Genomic DNA, 16,367 nt, shown 5'->3' on the forward strand with positions numbered 1-16,367 from the left:
GGGCGATCGGTATGCCCGAACGCGTTGCGCTCGGTAGACGCGGTCTACACACCGCAACATCTTCGGGAGAAGGTGTCTCGTGGCGCCCGCCGCGCCCGAACCGCCCCGGTGCAACCGTCAGCCGGCGAGCGCCGCCGACGGCGCGCGGCGGGCCGGGTCGGTGATCCGGTCCATCAGGGTGACGGCGGTGCGGCGGCTCAGGAGGCGCGACAGCGCGGCGGCCGCACGGTTCCTGCTGCCGTCGACGACGCTCGGGCCCGGGTCGCGGGCGTCGAGGTGGGCGAGGGCCGTCGCGACGACGTCCTCGGGGGTGCGCTTGCGCGCCCCGGCGGTCGCCTCCTCGGTGCCGACGACGTCGTTGAACTCCGTGCTGGTGGCCCCCGGCGACAGGGCGAACACGGTCAGGCCGGTGTGCCGCAGCTCCGCCCAGAGCGCCTCGGTGAAGTGCAGCACGAACGCCTTGGTCGCGCTGTAGACGGCCATGCGGGGGCTCGGCGCGTACGCCGCCATGCTGGCCACGTTGATCAGGAAGCCGTTCCCGGCCGCGAGCAGGTCGGGCAGGAAAGCGTGCGCGATCTGCACGGGCGCCGAGACGTCGACGGCGATCTCGCGGGCGAGGCGCTCCGGGTCCTCGTCGCGGAACCGGCCCCAGGTGCCGAAGCCCGCGTTGTTGACGAGGCTCGTCACCACCACGCCGTGCCCGTCGACGGCGGCCTTCAGGTCCGCCCCGACGCGGGCGCCGGAGAGGTCGAACGGGACGACGGTCACTGCGGTCCGGTGCCGGGTGCGCAGCTCGGCCGCGAGCGCCTCCAGGCGGTCGGCGCGCCGGGCGACGAGCACGAGGTCGGCGCCACGTGCGGCGAGCTCGGTGGCGAGGGCCCGGCCGATGCCGGAGCTGGCTCCGGTGAGCAGGACGGTCTGGGTCGAGTAGTCGATAGCCATATCGACACTGTATGCCTACCTGACACCTGGTGCCAAGTAGGCATCGTAGGATAGGCCGGTGGCCACAGCATGGGACCGGCAGCGCGCCGCGCTGCGCGAGGAGATCACCGAGACCGCCCGCACGCTCTTCGTCGAGCAGGGTTTCGAGGCGACCACGGTCGACCAGATCGCGCAGAGCGCCGGCATCTCGCGGCGGTCGTTCTTCCGCTATTTCGGCACCAAGGAGGACGTGGTGCTGGGCGACCTCAACGCGCGCGCCGACGCGGTGGCCCGGGCGCTGGAGGCGCGGCCGGCGGACGAGGATCCCTGGACCGCCCTGCGCGCGGCGATGCTGGACTCCCGCAGCGAGACGTTCACCGACGTGCGCTCGGACCTGGCGCTCTCACGGATGATGCGGGACACGCCGTCGCTGCGGGCGCGCAAGGTCGAGAAGCGCCAGTACTGGAGCGAGGTCCTGACCCCCCTGGTCGCCGAGCGGATCACCGAGGGGGACGTGACGGTGCGCGCCGCCGCCGTCGTCGCCGGCGTGCTGGCGTGCGTCGACATCGCCTCGGACGTCTGGGTCGAGTCCGAGGGCACGGCGGACATGGAGGCGGTCTACGACGAGGCCGTCACCGCGCTCCGCGGCTGACCGCGGAGCGCCTCAACCCTGGGGCGCCGCACCGCGGAGCGCCTGGTCGACCAGGCGCGGGACGAGGGCTTCGTCGAACGGCACCCGCAGCACGAGCAGGCGGTGGTAGCAGGCGCCCCAGAGGTGGTCGACGACGATGTCGAGGTCGGCGTCGGCACGCAGCTGCCCCTGCCTCTGCGCCGCGCGGAGCCGCTCGCGGGCCAGCTCACGCCGCGGCTGGGCGTACCCCTCGGCCCAGGCTCGGGCGACGTGCGGGTCGGTCTGCGCGGCGCCGACCAGCTGTGACACCGGAGCCGCCGCACCCTCGTGGGTCATCAGGCGCACGAAGGCCGTCAGCTGGGTGACGAGGTCGGCGCGCAGGTCTCCGGTGTCCGGGAACGTGAGCACCCGCGCGCTCCGGGCGAAGTACGCCTCGGCGGCGAGCGCACCCGGCGAGGGCCACCACTTGTACAGCGTGACCTTGCTCGACCCCGCCTCACGGGCCACCCGGTCGAACGTCACCGCGGGCAGCCCCTCCTCCAGGAGCAGCCGCCCGGTCGCGGTGAGCACCGCCGAGCGCACCTCGGCAGCCGGCCTGCGACCTCGGCCTCGTCGGGCACCTGCGGACTGTTCCGTCATCGCCACTCCCTCTTCAAACCCTCATATGAACCTCTTGTACATTTCGCCGATCCTCGTTAATGTACAAGTTGTTCACATCGTAGCAAGGAGCCGCTCATGTCCACGCCACCCCCCACCCGCCGGCCGGTCCGCGCTCCTGCGGCGGCCGCCTGCCTCGCCATCGGCCTGACCCTCGGACCGACCCTCGCCGCGTGCACCGCCGCGCCCGGCGGACCGACGACGCCGTCGGCCGCCATACCCGACGCCGCGACCAACGACGCGTCCCCCGCCGCGACCCTGGGCGAACCGACCGAGCTGACCACGGGCCTGGAGGCCCCCTGGGGCCTGACGTTCCTGCCTGACGGGACGGCGCTCGTCGCGGAACGGATCAGCGGGCGCATCCTGCGCGTGCCGGCCGACGGCGGCGACGTCCGGGAGGTCGGCGTGGTCCCGGACGTGGACGTCACCTCGGAGGGCGGGCTGCTCGGCATCGCCGCCTCCCCCGGCTTCACGCGGGACCGCACCGTCTACGCCTCGGTGTCCGGGGCGGACGAGAACCGGATCGTCGCGCTCACGGTGGCCGACGACTTCACCTCCCTCACGGTCGACCGCGTGCTGCTCGACGGCATCGGCACCGCCGACCGGCACCACGGCGGACGCCTCGCCGTCGGCCCGGACGGGCACCTCTGGATCGGGACCGGCGACGCCTTCGACCCCGAGAACGCCGCCGACGACGACTCCCTCAACGGCAAGATCCTGCGCATCGCGACCGACGGCTCGGTACCGCCCGACAACCCCGGGGAATCACCGATCTGGTCGAGCGGGCACCGCAACGTACAGGGCCTCGCCTTCGGTCCGGACGGCACGGCCTACGCCTCGGAGCTCGGCCACCGCACGTGGGACGAGGTCAACGTGCTCCGCCCCGGCCGGGACTACGGCTGGCCCGAGACCGAGGGCATCGCGGGCGACACGGGCGAGCCACCGATCGCCACGATCCACCCCGACGACGCGAGCCCGTCCGGCATGGCCTACGCCGCGGGCTCGCTGTGGATCGGCGCCCTCGGCGGGCAACGGCTCTGGCAGCTCCCGGTCGACGGCGACACCGCCACCGCGGACCCGATCGAGCACCTCAGCGGCACGTACGGTCGCATCCGGACCGTCGAGGTGGCGCCGGACGGCGCGCTCTGGCTCGTCACGTCGAACACGGACCGTGCGACCTGGGGTGGCACCGAGCCGCGGCCGGGTGACGACCGGATCCTGCGGGTGGAGGTGTCCGAACCGGGGACGTGAGGGTATCTGTGCAGGTGAGCCGGGTTGTGGTCATCCCCGTGCACCCCTCCGAACCGGACCGAGCGTGAACAGCAGCGTCGCGAGGGCGGTCGCGGCCAGCAGCGCGAAGCCCACGCCGTAGTCGCCGTTGAACTGGTACACCGCGCCCATGATCAGCGGCGGCACGAACCCGCCGAGCCCGCCGGCCGCGCCGACGACGCCGGTCACCGCACCCACGGTGTGGGCGGGCGCGAGCTTCGCCACCAGTGCGAACGTGGCGCCGGACGACGCACCGAGCGCCGCCGCCAGGCCGAGGAACGCCAGGGTGCCCACGGGCACGAGGCCCGGCTGGAACGCGACGACGGCGGCGAGCAGCGTGACCGCCGTGAAGCACCAGACGGACACGTTCACCGGGCCGAGCCGGTCGGACAGCGCGCCACCCACCAGGCGCATCACCACGGCGAGCACGACGAATCCGGCGGTGCGCATCGCGGCGTCGGCGGCCGCCAGGTGCCGAACCTGACCAGGACGGTCAGGGGCCGATGAGATGCTGCCGGAGCTGTCGTAGGTCCGCGACCGCGGCGTTCGCGTGACCCAGCCACTCGCGGAAGATCTCAGGCCCGGCCTCGTGCCACAGGTCGTACTCCTCGGAACCGGGTCTCAGGACCTTGTCGGTCTGGTCCAGCAGCCATGCCGCACGGGCGCCGTCGATGGTCCGGTGGATCAGCTCACGGGTCATGCCATCGGTCACGGGCATCTCCCGCAGCCCGTGACCGGCCAGCGTGAGCTCGATCAGCGTCAGGACGCCGCAGCCGACCTCATGACTGATCTCTACCTCCTCAAGGCCTCTGCGGAGGTCGTCGAGCTCGAAACGGTCGAGGACGATGTCGTCGAGCAGGTCCAGCGCGGAGTCGTTCTCGAACAAGCCAGTTCCCCATGCACCCATGCCGCAGACCATAGGCGTGACCACCGGCCTCCGGGTGCGGGGCGCGAACGGGCATCATGCGACTGTGGAGCACCGCATCGACCTCGACGTCCTTGCCGACCGTCTGCAGCCGACAATGGACGGCTGGAAGCACCGAGCCACCGTGAGCCGGCTGACCTGGCGCGACGAAGCGTCAGCCTGGCCGCAGGCGATCACCCCGGACCGCTCGACCGTTCAGGTGCCGGAGTCCCTGGGGTTCACCGTCCAGGAGCACGGGTCGGACTACGTGCTCCAGACGGTGGTCTGGACCGGTGGCTGGGTGGACGTCGGCTACCTGATCGACGACGAGGTCTACACGTTCACCCCCGTGTTCAACGACGTCGAGGAGGTCTACGAGGCCGTGGTCAAGGACGTCGAGGAGTTCATCGCGACCTCCGCATGACCACCGGGGCATCGAACACCGCTGGACGCTAGCGTTCGTGGTGTGCCGCCCTGCCTCGACGTCTACGTGTGGGTTCGGACCACCGACCGGCCGTCCGTGCTCGCCACCTTCATCGATCACTACGTCGACTCCGAGAACCCCGGCGATCCGCGCTTGGACTCGTTGGTGCGTGCACTGGTCGACGAGCGTCCGACCACCGACGACCTCGAAGCACTTGCGGACCTGCACCGGGACCCCGACGCGTCGCCAGCGTTCTCCGTCTACCTCCGTGCGCGAACCCACTACGGAGCTGTCGTGACACTCACCGAGGAGGGCGATCTGGTTCTCGGGCTCTCGCTCGACGATCCCCTCGACGACCCCGACGTCGCGGTTCGGGGCGCCGAGCTGATCGTCGAGCTGCGGAACGAGTTCCAGGCGGTCGCCGGTCTCGCCGGCGTCGAGCTCCCGCCTCCGCAGTCCGCTTCGGAGTGGCGGGACGAGGTTCAGGTGATGCTTCGCGACGGTGAGCCCCCGTGAGGTGCGGCAGGATCGGTGCGTGACCATCGTGCTTCGACCGTGGACCGGTCAGGACAACGTCGGTGCGTCTGCGGTCGAGCTTCGGCACGGGACCGCGTGGATGTACTACTGGCTGTCGCCCGAGGCACGCGGAAAGAGATATGCGGCGGGCGCGCTCGCCGCGGTCTCCAGCTGGGCCTTCGCCAGCGGGCTGTACCGACTTGAGCTCGGGCACCGGGTGAACAACCCGGCGTCCTGCCGAGTCGCGACCAGGGCAGGATTTCAGGCTGAAGGTATCGAGCAGGAGAAGCTCAGGTACGGCACCATCCGGTACGACGTCGAGACAAAAGTCGCGCAGACGCCTCCACCCTCCGTGGGCCTCAGCCCCCCAGATCGACCCGAGGCGGCGCGCTGCGCCGCTCCCGCCGGACGCGCCGAGACGGAGGCGACCGGCGACCTGACCGGTCCGCGCACTGTTACGGATACCAGGCCTGAAGCGCCATCTCGGCCACTTCGTCGAGCTGTTCACGGTCGACACCGGTGGCCGCCTGGACAGCGATGCCGAACGCCACGGACATGACATACCGAGAGAGCCGGCCGGGGTCTGCGTCGCCCGGCAGGTCCCCCTCGTCGACGGCCCGCCGGAACCGCTCCTCCAGCATCCTGCCGCCCGCCTGCCGCCAGGCCACGAGCACATCGCGCGCGCCCCGGCCGCCGTCACCGGATGCGAGCGCCGCCTGGACCCCGAGGCACCCGTGCGGGCTGTCGGGAAGAGTCGTGGCGCGCGCGGCACCATGCAGCCACGCCTCGACCACCGCCCGTGCGGTCGGCTCGGTCAATGCTTTCGACGCGTAGGACGCGGGCCCGGAGGAGTAGAGATCCAGGGCCTTTCGGAACAGCTGTTCCTTGTTGCCGAACGCCGCGTACATGCTCGTCTTGGTGATTCCCATGGCCCCGGTGAGGTCCGTGAGACTCGACCCCTCGTATCCGCGCTCCCAGAACACTCGCAGGGCGCGGTCCAGGGCAACGTCGATGTCGAACTCCCGCGGGCGCCCCATGACGCCACTACGTACAGCAGCCATCCGACTATCGTACACGTCGGTACAGATGTGCTCACAGAGCCCGCCCGTGCCGCACCGTCCACTTACGTACCGACCGGAATAAAAGTCGGATGCTGGCGTTGAACGCCTGTGTCGTGGTCACCGGCATGGCAAGCAGAGGCCGGACCCACGAGACAAGACGCTGCCCACACGGGTGGCACTACGAAAGGACACCCATGCCTGACATCGACCTGCGCGCGTTCTACGAGCGCTACATCGGAGCGCTCAACGCCCACCAGTTCGACCGGATGGACGAGTTCATCAACGACGAGGTCATCCTGAACAGCGTGCCCGGCACCAGGGACGACGTGGTCGCCGTCCTGACCGGCGACGCACAGGCCGTGCCCGACTTCCACTGGGAGCTGCAGGAGATCGCCTTCGACGGCGACCGGATCGGCGCGCGCCTGATCAACACGGGTACGCCCGTCCAGGAGTGGCTCGGCGTCACCCCCACCGGGGCCTCGTTCGAGATCGTCGAGTACGCCATCTACCAGGTGCGCGACGGCCGCTTCAGCACCATGTCGGCCCTGCACGACGCCGAGGTGCTGCGGCGGCAGCTCGCCGGATGACCTGATCTCCGCGGAACACACCTCCAGCGACAGGAACCCCGCCTGACCGGAGCATCCGCTCTGGTCAAGCGGGGTTCCGACCTAGTGTCCGTGCTCGTGGCAACGGCATGCGCCGGCCTCGTCGGCTCCGTCGTCGACGCCGTACTCGTCGGGCAGCCGGAGCCCGGGACTGCCGACCTGGAGGCCGAGCGGAGTGGCACGACCCCGCGGCTCCTCCCACTCCTCCTGCCGACCCAGGGCCGTGAGGTCGAGGTACGGGATCCCGTAGTGGAACCCCTCGATCCCCCGGCCGAACGCGGAGTAGGTGTGGAAGACGTCGTCGTCGACCCGGAGGAACGCGCTGATGCCGGGGTAGTCGCCGGGCGTACGCCAGCCCGTGCCCCACGGTGTGCCGGCTTCGGCGAGCTCCTCCTCGGTGCGGTAGTGGACCAGCACCGGGGCGACCGACGGGTCGATCGACGTGTGGAAGTCGTAGTTGAAGTCAGTCCCGAACGACGAGTACCAGGGGAAGGTCCAGCCCATCCGATCCTGGTACGCGGCGATCGTCTCGTAGGGCGCCCGGCTCACGGCGACGAGCGTCGTGCCGCGGACGTGCAGCTGCCGCAGGTGGGACGGGATCTGGTCGGCGGCCGACGCACAGCTCGGACAACCGGTGTCGCGAGGGTGCTCGGTGCCGTCGTCGTCCACGTCGTAGAGCCACATGAAGTGGTGCATCACGAGCTGTCGGCGTCCGTCGAACAGGTCGAGCAGGCTCACCGGACCGTCGGGGCCCACGAAGGTGTACGGCTTGTCCACGCGGACCATGGGGAGCCGTCGGCGATCCGCGTTCACGCGATCGCGGAGGCGCGTGAGCTCCTTCTCCTGGGCCAGCAGCTCCCGGCGTGCGGCGAGCCACTCCTCGGACGACACCACCTCGGGCAGGTTCTCCATCGGCATGGCTGTTCCTCCTGGCTGGTTCGGTCGGCCCAGGCTATTCCTGGCCCCGGGAGCGCGGCACGGAGTTTCGGTGTCGAGCGCCCGCGCCGCGTGGATCGCCCGACCACTGACGGTCCCGCGTCCGGGCGGGTCCGCGCAGGCCGGCCTCCGCACATCCGTCCGGCGGGGTTCCCTCGGCGTTTGGACCTCGGTCGCCTCAGCGAGGGTCTCGGACGCCTCGGGGTGCGCCGGGGGGACGCGATCTGCGGACGACACCTCCTAGACAACGAAGAAACCCCGCTTGACCGGAGCATCTGCCCTGGTCAAGCGGGGTTTCCGTCTGTGGAGCTAGGGGGATTCGAACCCCCGACCTTCTCATTGCGAACGAGACGCGCTACCAACTGCGCCATAGCCCCTCGGACTGCAGAAGAGTAGCACTTCACCGCCGGTGCCTCGCAACTCGATCCCGTGTCGCGCAGGTCACCCGGCGGCCCGGCGACGAGCCAGGATCTCCTCCAGGGGCGTCGCCAGCGTCTCGGACTTCATGCGCGGCGGCTCGCCACGCAGCAGCTCGTCCTCGGCCGCCAGGTCGCCGGGCGCCCCGTCGTCGTCCTTCGCGGCAGCGGCCGGAGAAGGGGTCGGAACCGGGATCGACGGCGGCAGCGCCGCCGGCTGGCGCTGCGGCGCCGCCGGCTTGGTCACGTAGGTGGGCAGCGGCACGGGCACCGGGTCCCAGGCACGACCGCTCGACGGCTCCTCCGCGGACGCGGCGGGTTCCTCCGGGGCAGGCTCGGGCTCCGCCGGGACCTCGATGACCTTGGGCTCCGACGGGCCGTCCAGGATCTCGTCCAGCACGTCCTTGCGCGTCACCCGCGGGATCGCCTGGGTCTCGGTGCTGGAACCGTGCGTGGCCAGGCCGGTCACCTGCGCCCGGTTGCGCGGCGCGTACGGGCCGCCGTTGGCGAGGGCCCGCGCCTGCGTCGCACGCTGGCGCGCGGCCCGCACGGTCGCCTGCCAGCGGGCGTCGGCCCGGCGGGCGGCCCGCGCGGCGCGGCGGCCCAGGAAGAGCACGAACAGCAGCATGGCGGTCGACGTCGCGGCGACGCCCCAGTGCACCGTGCCGAGGCCCACGAGCGCCCAGGCGACGACGCTGCACACGAGCAGGAACGCCGACACGATGAGACGACGACGCGCCCGCGCCGCCCTCCGGGCCCGGCGCTCCACGCGGCGGATGCGCTCCGCCGTCAGCGGGCGGCCACGGACCATGATCTGGAGCGGGTAGCCCTTCGGGGTCGGGTGGGCGACGCGCGGCACACCCTGTCCGGTACCCCGCGGCTTGCCGTCAGTCACCATCGCCCCTCCTTTCCTGTCGGTGCCGCTCATCGCGACGATGCGCAGCCCTACCGAGAACCTGTCGGCCACCCGTGAGTCGCCGAGCTCCGACCGCCGACGGACCAGGCTCGGCATCCAGTAGCCCAGCCACAGGACGAACAGCGCTACCGCCGTCAGCCCCGCAGTCGATTCCATTACACGACGTTAGGCGAGCATGACCGGGCCCCGCCGCACCGCGTGCGGCGTGTCCCGGCGTCAGAGCGCTTCCCGCAGACGCTGCCAGCGCGCCAGCAGCCCCTCGGGTACCTCCTCCGCGGTGACGGCGAAGGTGCGGTGGTCGCGCCACTGGCCCTGGATGTGCAGGAAGCGTTCGCGTACGCCCTCGTCCCGCAGGCCGAGCTTCTCGACGACGCGGAGGCTCGGCTTGTTCTCGGGCCGGATGTTGATCTCGATGCGGTGCAGGCCGAGGAAGAAGGCGTAGTCGGTGGCCATCGCGACGGCGGTGGGGATCACGCCTCGACCCGCGACGTGCTCGCTGACCCAGTAGCCGATGCTCGCCGAGCACATGGACCCCCAGGTGATCGACGAGACCGTCAGCTGGCCCACGAGCTCGCCGTCCAGGTCGACGCCGAACGGCAGCGACGTCCCCGCCCGCGCCTGCGCCGAGAGTGAGCGCACGTACTCCCCGAACGTCGAGGCGATGTAGCGGTTCGCGCCCGGCGCCGTGGCCTCCCAGCGTTCGAGCCAGGCTGCGTTCTCGGCCCGCAGGCGGGCCCAGTCGGTCGCGTCCCGACGCCGCAGCGGACGCAGCACGACCGCTCCCGCGGGCGTGTCCTCACGCAGCGTCACCGGCCATGGCTTGGCCACCGTCCACCCCTTCACAAACTTTCCCGTGGTGCCTTCCGGCACGTCCGACCTGCTCGACGGCATCTTCGTTCGCCCCTCGCCACGTCCCACGGCGTATCCCGTGTGGGAGAGGGTCTACCACGCCCGGTGGCCTGAGACCTGTCGAGCAGGCGCCCGGTCATGTTCTCGCCTTCTTCGTCCACTGTTCGTAACAATCCAGTCTCGGAGTCTTGGCACAATAGCGGTCATGAGCGGCATCTCCGTCCCGACGCCACAGCCGTACCCGGTGACCCCGGGGATGGAGACAGCCGACGCCAAGGAGGAGCTGCGCCGCGCGATCCGCGCGCAGCGCGGCCACCGGTCGGCCCGGCAGCGTGCGCAGGCCGCGGAGGCGTTCGCCGACGTCATCGAGTCCATCCCCGAGGTGCGCGACGCCGGGTGCGTCGCGGCGTACGCGGCCCGCAGCGCGGAGCCGGGGATGCTGCCGCTGCTGGAACGGCTCTCGGGCCGCGGCGTCCGTGTGCTGCTCCCCGTGCTCGGCGCGGGCCTGGCCCGCGACTGGGCCGACTACACCGGCCCCGACGACCTCCTGGAGCGCGCGCCCGGCCGCCCACCCGAGCCGGGCGGCCCCACGCTCGGCACCGACGCCACCAAGCTGGCCGACGTCGTCCTGGCGCCGGCTCTCGCCGTCGACTCGCGCGGAGTGCGGCTCGGCCAGGGCGGCGGCTGGTACGACCGCGCCCTCACGCACCTGCGGCCGGGGGCGAAGGTGGTCGCCGTCGTCTTCCCGGAAGAGGTGTACGACGCCGACGAGCACCCCCTGCCGCGCGAGGAGCACGACATCCTGGTGCACGCCGTCGCAACCACCACCGACTGGCGCTGGCTGGGCTGAGCCCGCCGTAGGACGGCCGTGGGCCGGGCTCGTCACGACGAACCCGGCCCACGGGGCACCGCTCACGGCGTGAGGATCAGCTCGTCCTCCTGCGCGGCGCTGACCGCCTCCGCGCTGAACGGCCACGGGAACGTCTCCCCCGCCGCCCATGCGGCGAGCTGGTCGGCGTAGTGCGCCGACGCCGGGTGCGCCGACGTGCCGGTCACCACCACCCACGTCGAGGCGTCGAGGTCGGCCATGTCCACGACCATGCGCATCGACGGGCCGCTGGTCACGTCGAAGCTGCCGCTCGAGGCATCCCATGCCGTCGCGTTGACGATCGACGAGCCGCCACCGACCTTCGTCGGCGCCGGGTTCACGTACAGCGAGATCGGGGCGGGGATGCCGGGGCCGCCGAGCACCAGGTGCTCGAGGCGGAGCTGGTGCAGCGTGCCCCACTCCCAGTCGCTCGTGTCCTTCCCGAGCTCGACGGTGAGGTCCTGGCGCGCACTGGTCAGAGCCTCGCTGAGCACCTGGTCCCGGCTCTCCACGACGGCCACGGTCGACTTGTCGTCCCAGAACGCGTCGTTGGGGTTGTCGAGCATGCCCTTGACGACGGCCAGCCAGCGACTGCCGCCGTCCGGCCACATGGTCTCCGGCAGCTCGTCGTTGAACGTGATCTTCAGGAGGTTGCGCCACACGGCGGCGAAGTAGGCCGCGGCGGCGGAGTCCGCGTCCATCGACATGTCCCAGTCGGCGAGCAGGTCCTGACCGTCCGACTCGTAGCCCTCGGGCAGGTCGACCGCCAGCAGCACGGGCACCAGGGTGTCGGCGAACACGCTCCACTGGTCCATCTGGATCGCGGTCATGTCGGCGGAGCTGAGCTTGCGCCCGTCCGCGATGCGGTTGCCCAACAGCTCGCGGATGCGCTCGGAGCGGTACCCGTAGTCCCAGTCCCGGGTGAGGAACGGGCCCTTGCCGCCGGGCAGCACTGCCTGGTTGGCCGCCACGACGAACCCTTCCTTCGGGTCCAGCACGCTCGGCATCTGCTCCTGCGGCACGTAGCCGGTCCAGTCGTACCGCGCGTCCCAGCCCGGCCGCGGCCACGAGCCGTCCGACTCCACCGCGCCCGGCACGCTCGCCCGCACCGGGATCTTGCCCGGCGCCTGGTAGCCGATGTGGCCGTCCGTCGTCGCGAAGACGATGTTCTGCGCCGGCACCTCGAACTGGGCGGCCGCCGCCTTCATGTCCGCGGGGGTGCGCGCCCGGTTCATCGCGAAGACGGCGTCGGCCGTGTGCCCGGGCTCGAGCGCCGTCCACTGGAGCGAGATCTCGTACTGGCCGAGCTGGGTGCCGGTCTCGGTGGGCGCGCCGCGCACGGCGTCCATGTCGGTCTCGCCCATGACCGACGAGATGATCGGGCCGTGGACGGTGCGCCGGACCTCCAGGTCGATCGGGCTCCCGCCGTCGACCCGGATCACCTCGGTCTCCGTCTCCATCGGCACCCACTCGTCGGCCCCGCGCAGGTAGGTGTCGTTGCGGACCCGCTCGATGAAGAAGTCGGTGACGTCGGCGCCCATGTTGGTCAGGCCCCAGGCGAGGTCCGCGTTGTGCCCGATGATCACGCCGGGGAACCCGGAGAAGGAGAACCCGGACACGTCGAACGGGCACTCGGGTCCCACCTGGTTGCAGTGCAGGCCCACCTGCGCCCAGATGCCCGGCGCCGCGAGGTCGAGGTGCGGGTCGTTGGCCAGGATCGGCTTGCCCGACTCGGTGAAACGGCCCGACACCGCCCACGAGTTCGAGCCCGTGCCCTCACCACGTGCGATCTGCACGGGCACCGAGTCCAGCGCGCGCTGTGCTGCCCCCATGGCCTCCGCCAGGGCGGGGCTCCCGTAGACCTCCTTCGTGGCCGACGCGTTCTCGGCACCCTGCACCGGCTGCGTCGCCTGCCCGGCGGCGACCTCGGCCGGGTCGAGGATCGGCGCGTTGCCCGTGCCCGAGAACGCGGGGAACAGCTCGGCCACCCGGGAGGCGTCGCCCAGCGTGCTGTAGGCCAGCGCACGGTCGAGCTCGTCCTCGTAGTTGCCGCGCAGGTCCCAGGCCATCGCCTTGAGCCAGGCGAGCGAGTCGATCGGGTCCCAGGGCTCGGGCTCGTTCACCTCGACACTGACGTCGAGCACCGTGTACTCCACGGCCGTCTCGGCGGGGCTGCGGTCCGCGAGGTAGGCGTTCACGCCGTCCGCGTACGCCTGCAGGTACTGCCGGGTCGCGTCGTCGAGGATGTTGAACTCCTCCTCCGCGACGTGCCGCCAGCCGAAGGTGCGGATGACCTTGTCCGCCTGGATCGCGTCCTCGTTGTTGCCCACGAGCTCGGCCAGGCGGCCGGCGGTCACGTGCCGGCGGTAGTCCATCTCGAAGAACCGGTCCTGCGCGTGCACGTAGCCCTGCGCACGGAACAGGTCCTCGGCGGAGTCGGCGTAGATCTGCGGCACGCCCTGGGCGTCGCGGCTGACGCGCACGTCGGAGCTCAGCCCCTCGAGCTGGACCTCCCCGGAGAGCTCCGGGAGCGGCCGGCGGGCCGTGAGCCAGCCGAAGGTCGTCAGAGCGACCAGGACCAGCACGAGGACCACGGCCGTACCGACCAGGAACTGACGAACCATGGACGTACGGGTGCGACGGCGACGCGGTCGCGGGGGTTCAGGAGTGGCGGTCTCGGCGGGCTCGGCAGGCTCGGCGGAAGTGGTCGCGGACACGCAGTGGAGACTACCGTCCGCCCCAGACATTGAGTGAACGCGCACAGGTGAACGCCGTCGGGAGATCCTGGGACTATCCGCCGCCGCCCGACCGTTAGTATTGGCACTCGGAAACCCCGAGTGCCAGGCCTGGTGCGGGCGTGCGCGTGCCGCCTCCGACCGGCCTGACGTCCCAGAGGAGTGCACGTGCCCACCTATGCGTACCGGTGTGCCGACTGCGGCCACGCGTTCGACATCCACCAGGAGTTCAGCGACGAGTCGCTGACCGTCTGCCCGGAATGCCAGGGCAGGCTGCGGAAGGTCTTCAGCTCGGTCGGGGTCACGTTCAAGGGGTCCGGCTTCTACCGCACCGACTCGCGCAGCACCTCGACCAGCAGCACGGTCAAGGCCGGCGGCTCGGACTCGTCGAGCTCGTCGTCGTCGAGCAGCAGCTCGTCGTCGTCCAGCGGCTCGTCCGCGTCGGGGTCGTCCGGCTCGTCGTCCAGCACCTCCGGCGGTTCCCAGGCTGCCTCGGCCTGAGCACCTACGCCTGACGCCCTTCGCGTCGCCCCTTCCGCGTGACGCCCTGACTTCGGTCGTCTGCCCTGAGATCGGTCGTTCGATCGACCGATCTCGGGGCAGGCGACCGAACTCGTCGGTCGGCTGCGGCGAGGGACCGAGCGAGGGGCGACCCGGCGCAGGGTGCGCGCACATCAGGATGCGCAGTGGCAGACCCTGATGTCGGGCGCCCAGGGCTCGGAGCGTGACCACAGGCTTCGTTCTCGCGTGGTCGTGCACAGGTCGGCCGATGTCCGCCCCCGTAGCCCCGGCCCGGCGCATAGCGTCCCGGCCATGGGACTTCTCGACACGCTCACCGAGCCGACCCCGGCGCCGGACACCCCGTGGCGCCGCGCGGCACCGGGCCCGACGGACCGCACCGGGTCCACCTCCCCCGGCATCCGCCCGCCGACGGTCGCCCACCGCGTGCGGCGCCTGCTCCGGCGGCACCGGCACGTGCTCGCCGCGGTGCTCCTCGGGCTCGCGGCGGCGCTCACCGTGAACCTCTTGCGACCGGCCCCTCCGCCGACGGTCGACGTCGCCGTCACCACCCGCCCCGTCGCGGCCGGAACCCAGCTGACCAGCGAAGACGTCGTCCTGCGGCCCATCGCGGCCGAGGTCGCCCCACCGGCGGCGGCCCGCTCCGTGCACGGTCTGCTGGGTCGCGCGGCGGTGGTCGGGCTGCCGGCGGGCGCCCCGGTCCACGCCGCCCTCGTCTCTGACGACGGCGTCTCCGCGGCCGCCCCACGCGGCACGGTGGTCGTCCCGGTCCGCCTGTCCGACGACGCCGTCGCCGCCCTGCTGCGCCCCGGCGACCGCGTCGACCTGCTGGCCGGTACGACGTCGGGTGCCGATCCGGCGACCGAGCCCCGGTACCTCGCCCGCGACGCGCTGGTGCTCCCGGTCCCCGCCGGTCGTCGGCCGGAGGCGACGGGCGGACTGCTCGGGAGCGCCACCGAGTCAGACCGGCCCGTCACGCTCGTCGCGGTCGGGCCGGACGACGCCCCACAGCTCTCGGCAGGCTCGGGCTGGGGCTCGGTGACGGCGGTGCTGGTCCCGTGAGACGGCAGCCCGAGACAATGCCGCGCACCGCGGTGCATAGTGGGCCGAAACAGCACCGGCAATTCTGCGGAATGTCCCGTTCGAGATGCGGTGCCTTCGAACGAACCGGAGAATCCATGACCGGGCCGGTCCCGGCGGCTCGCACCATTCGTGAACGACGGCAGGGGAAACAGGATGCTTCAGGGTTTCAGAGAATTCATCACGCGCGGCAACGTGCTCGACCTGGCGGTCGCGGTGGTCATCGGCGGGGCTTTCGCTGCGGTGATCGACGGCCTCGTGCAGGGCTTCATCATGCCGCTCATCGGCTGGCTCGTCGGGGCGCCGAACTTCAGTGCGATCGCCTTTGAGGTGCCCAACTGGCACGGCGGCAGGACCGAGTTCCCGATCGGTCTCTTCATCCAGGGCCTGATCATGTTCCTGCTGATCGCGGCGGCCATCTACTTCTTCGTGATCGTGCCGGTCAACAAGCTGCAGTCGCTGCGCAAGAAGCCCGAGGAGGTCGTCGAGGAGGCTGCCGCCGAGGAGGTCGTGCTGCTCACCGAGATCCGCGATCTGCTGCGCGCGCAGAACGCCGGCACAGACCGGCCGTCGCTCTGACCCCCTGATCCACCACCCCGGCGTCCGCCCTCAGCGTCGAGGGCGGGTGCCGTCGGCGTGCCGGGAGGCGTCCCGCCGGTCCGGACCACCGCCGTCGTCGGCCCGGTAACCGCCAGCCCGGTAACCGTCGGCCCGGTGACCGTCAGCCCCAGTGCGGCGGCACGTCGCGGCGGAGCTGTTCGTCGTTCGAGCCGTGTCCACCGGCAGCGGCCCGGTCCTCGGCGTCCTCGCCCCAGCCCGCTGCCCGCTCGTCCGCGCTCACGCCCGGCACCGCCTCACGCTCGTTCCCCCGCCGCACGGCTCGCCGGGGCCCCCGACGCCGGGGCACGTCGCCGCTCGGCACCACCTCGGCACTCTTCTCCTCGGACTCGTTCACGCCCCCATTGTCCCCCGCCCCCCGCCCACCGGCCCCACACGAGTCGGGGTCCGCACACTCCTGCGAGGTCGGCACTCTGCCCCGAGATCGGTCCAGGCCTTGACC

The 16,367-nt window shown here is 71.7% G+C and carries 20 protein-coding genes and 1 tRNA gene; 10 read left to right on the forward strand and 11 right to left on the reverse strand.

Annotated features, from left to right (window positions below; all coding sequences use genetic code 11):
• Positions 1-117: 117 nt before the first annotated feature.
• A complete protein-coding gene (locus tag APR03_RS09725) occupies positions 118-942 on the reverse strand; it encodes an SDR family NAD(P)-dependent oxidoreductase (protein WP_253835151.1) in 825 nt (274 codons plus the stop codon).
• A gap of 58 nt (positions 943-1,000) precedes the next feature.
• Here APR03_RS09725 and APR03_RS09730 point away from each other — a divergent pair, with 58 nt between their 5' ends.
• The gene (locus APR03_RS09730) at positions 1,001-1,573 is read left to right on the forward strand and encodes a TetR/AcrR family transcriptional regulator (protein ID WP_253835153.1); all 573 of its coding nucleotides are present in this window, start codon (positions 1,001-1,003) and stop codon (positions 1,571-1,573) included.
• A gap of 12 nt (positions 1,574-1,585) precedes the next feature.
• On the opposite strand, the gene APR03_RS09735 is transcribed toward APR03_RS09730, so the two are convergent.
• Positions 1,586-2,122 (reverse strand): TetR/AcrR family transcriptional regulator, encoded by a 537-nt coding sequence (locus APR03_RS09735; protein ID WP_253835155.1) that lies wholly within the window; start codon positions 2,120-2,122, stop codon positions 1,586-1,588.
• Positions 2,123-2,287: 165 nt separating this feature from the next.
• Here APR03_RS09735 and APR03_RS09740 point away from each other — a divergent pair, with 165 nt between their 5' ends.
• Positions 2,288-3,460, forward strand: a complete 1,173-nt coding sequence (locus APR03_RS09740) for a PQQ-dependent sugar dehydrogenase (RefSeq protein WP_253835157.1) — start codon at positions 2,288-2,290, stop codon at positions 3,458-3,460.
• 30 nt (positions 3,461-3,490) lie between these two features.
• On the opposite strand, the gene APR03_RS09745 is transcribed toward APR03_RS09740, so the two are convergent.
• Both APR03_RS09745 and APR03_RS09750 read right to left on the reverse strand, forming a co-directional pair.
• Complete coding sequence (locus APR03_RS09745; RefSeq protein WP_308216480.1) at positions 3,491-4,057, reverse strand: MFS transporter; 567 nt, start codon at positions 4,055-4,057, stop codon at positions 3,491-3,493.
• Positions 3,972-4,385 (reverse strand): DUF4259 domain-containing protein, encoded by a 414-nt coding sequence (locus APR03_RS09750; RefSeq protein WP_253835160.1) that lies wholly within the window; start codon positions 4,383-4,385, stop codon positions 3,972-3,974. Before APR03_RS09750 ends, APR03_RS09745 begins: the two co-directional genes overlap by 86 nt.
• On the opposite strand from APR03_RS09750, the gene APR03_RS09755 reads away from it, so the two are divergent.
• The 3 genes from APR03_RS09755 to APR03_RS09765 are packed head-to-tail and all read left to right on the forward strand — an operon-like array spanning position 4,384 to position 5,881.
• Positions 4,384-4,806 carry a hypothetical protein gene (locus tag APR03_RS09755; protein WP_253835162.1) on the forward strand — a complete coding sequence of 141 codons (423 nt, stop codon included), beginning with the start codon at positions 4,384-4,386 and terminating at the stop codon, positions 4,804-4,806. The genes APR03_RS09750 and APR03_RS09755 overlap by 2 nt on opposite strands.
• 42 nt (positions 4,807-4,848) lie before the next feature.
• Positions 4,849-5,322, forward strand: coding sequence for a hypothetical protein (locus APR03_RS09760; protein ID WP_253835163.1), 474 nt, complete (start codon positions 4,849-4,851; stop codon positions 5,320-5,322).
• A gap of 28 nt (positions 5,323-5,350) precedes the next feature.
• Positions 5,351-5,881: a GNAT family N-acetyltransferase gene (locus APR03_RS09765; protein ID WP_308216481.1), complete on the forward strand. Its 531-nt coding sequence runs from the start codon at positions 5,351-5,353 to the stop codon at positions 5,879-5,881.
• On the opposite strand, the gene APR03_RS09770 is transcribed toward APR03_RS09765, so the two are convergent.
• On the reverse strand, positions 5,778-6,383 hold the full coding sequence (locus APR03_RS09770; RefSeq protein WP_253835165.1) for a TetR/AcrR family transcriptional regulator: 606 nt from the start codon (positions 6,381-6,383) through the stop codon (positions 5,778-5,780). The genes APR03_RS09765 and APR03_RS09770 overlap by 104 nt on opposite strands.
• Before the next feature lie 194 nt (positions 6,384-6,577).
• Here APR03_RS09770 and APR03_RS09775 point away from each other — a divergent pair, with 194 nt between their 5' ends.
• Positions 6,578-6,970, forward strand: a complete 393-nt coding sequence (locus tag APR03_RS09775; RefSeq protein WP_253835167.1) for an ester cyclase — start codon at positions 6,578-6,580, stop codon at positions 6,968-6,970.
• 81 nt (positions 6,971-7,051) lie between these two features.
• Here APR03_RS09775 and APR03_RS09780 read toward each other — a convergent pair whose 3' ends face one another.
• From APR03_RS09780 to APR03_RS09795, 4 genes are all read right to left on the reverse strand, one after another.
• A complete protein-coding gene (locus tag APR03_RS09780) occupies positions 7,052-7,906 on the reverse strand; it encodes a DUF899 domain-containing protein (protein WP_253835169.1) in 855 nt (284 codons plus the stop codon).
• A gap of 322 nt (positions 7,907-8,228) precedes the next feature.
• Positions 8,229-8,301, reverse strand: a tRNA-Ala gene (locus APR03_RS09785).
• Between the two features lie 64 nt (positions 8,302-8,365).
• A complete protein-coding gene (locus tag APR03_RS09790; RefSeq protein ID WP_253835171.1) occupies positions 8,366-9,412 on the reverse strand; it encodes a hypothetical protein in 1,047 nt (348 codons plus the stop codon).
• 60 nt (positions 9,413-9,472) lie between these two features.
• Complete coding sequence (locus APR03_RS09795) at positions 9,473-10,084, reverse strand: GNAT family N-acetyltransferase (RefSeq protein ID WP_372494823.1); 612 nt, start codon at positions 10,082-10,084, stop codon at positions 9,473-9,475.
• Positions 10,085-10,310: 226 nt separating this feature from the next.
• Between APR03_RS09795 and APR03_RS09800 the strand changes: the two genes are divergently transcribed.
• Complete coding sequence (locus APR03_RS09800) at positions 10,311-10,955, forward strand: 5-formyltetrahydrofolate cyclo-ligase (protein WP_253835173.1); 645 nt, start codon at positions 10,311-10,313, stop codon at positions 10,953-10,955.
• A 62-nt stretch (positions 10,956-11,017) separates the two neighbouring features.
• On the opposite strand, the gene APR03_RS09805 is transcribed toward APR03_RS09800, so the two are convergent.
• Complete coding sequence (locus tag APR03_RS09805) at positions 11,018-13,597, reverse strand: penicillin acylase family protein (protein WP_253835175.1); 2,580 nt, start codon at positions 13,595-13,597, stop codon at positions 11,018-11,020.
• A gap of 279 nt (positions 13,598-13,876) precedes the next feature.
• On the opposite strand from APR03_RS09805, the gene APR03_RS09810 reads away from it, so the two are divergent.
• From APR03_RS09810 to mscL, 3 genes are all read left to right on the forward strand, one after another.
• Positions 13,877-14,209, forward strand: a complete 333-nt coding sequence (locus APR03_RS09810; RefSeq protein WP_253835177.1) for an FmdB family zinc ribbon protein — start codon at positions 13,877-13,879, stop codon at positions 14,207-14,209.
• A 312-nt stretch (positions 14,210-14,521) separates the two neighbouring features.
• Positions 14,522-15,289: an RcpC/CpaB family pilus assembly protein gene (locus tag APR03_RS09815; RefSeq protein WP_253835179.1), complete on the forward strand. Its 768-nt coding sequence runs from the start codon at positions 14,522-14,524 to the stop codon at positions 15,287-15,289.
• 174 nt (positions 15,290-15,463) lie between these two features.
• Positions 15,464-15,886: a large conductance mechanosensitive channel protein MscL gene (gene mscL, locus APR03_RS09820; RefSeq protein ID WP_253835181.1), complete on the forward strand. Its 423-nt coding sequence runs from the start codon at positions 15,464-15,466 to the stop codon at positions 15,884-15,886.
• Between the two features lie 142 nt (positions 15,887-16,028).
• Here mscL and APR03_RS09825 read toward each other — a convergent pair whose 3' ends face one another.
• On the reverse strand, positions 16,029-16,262 hold the full coding sequence (locus APR03_RS09825) for a hypothetical protein (protein ID WP_253835183.1): 234 nt from the start codon (positions 16,260-16,262) through the stop codon (positions 16,029-16,031).
• Between the last annotated feature and the right edge of the window lie 105 nt (positions 16,263-16,367).

Origin of the sequence: Promicromonospora thailandica, assembly GCF_024171955.1 — a bacterium.
Classification (GTDB): Bacteria; Actinomycetota; Actinomycetes; order Actinomycetales; family Cellulomonadaceae; genus Promicromonospora; species Promicromonospora thailandica.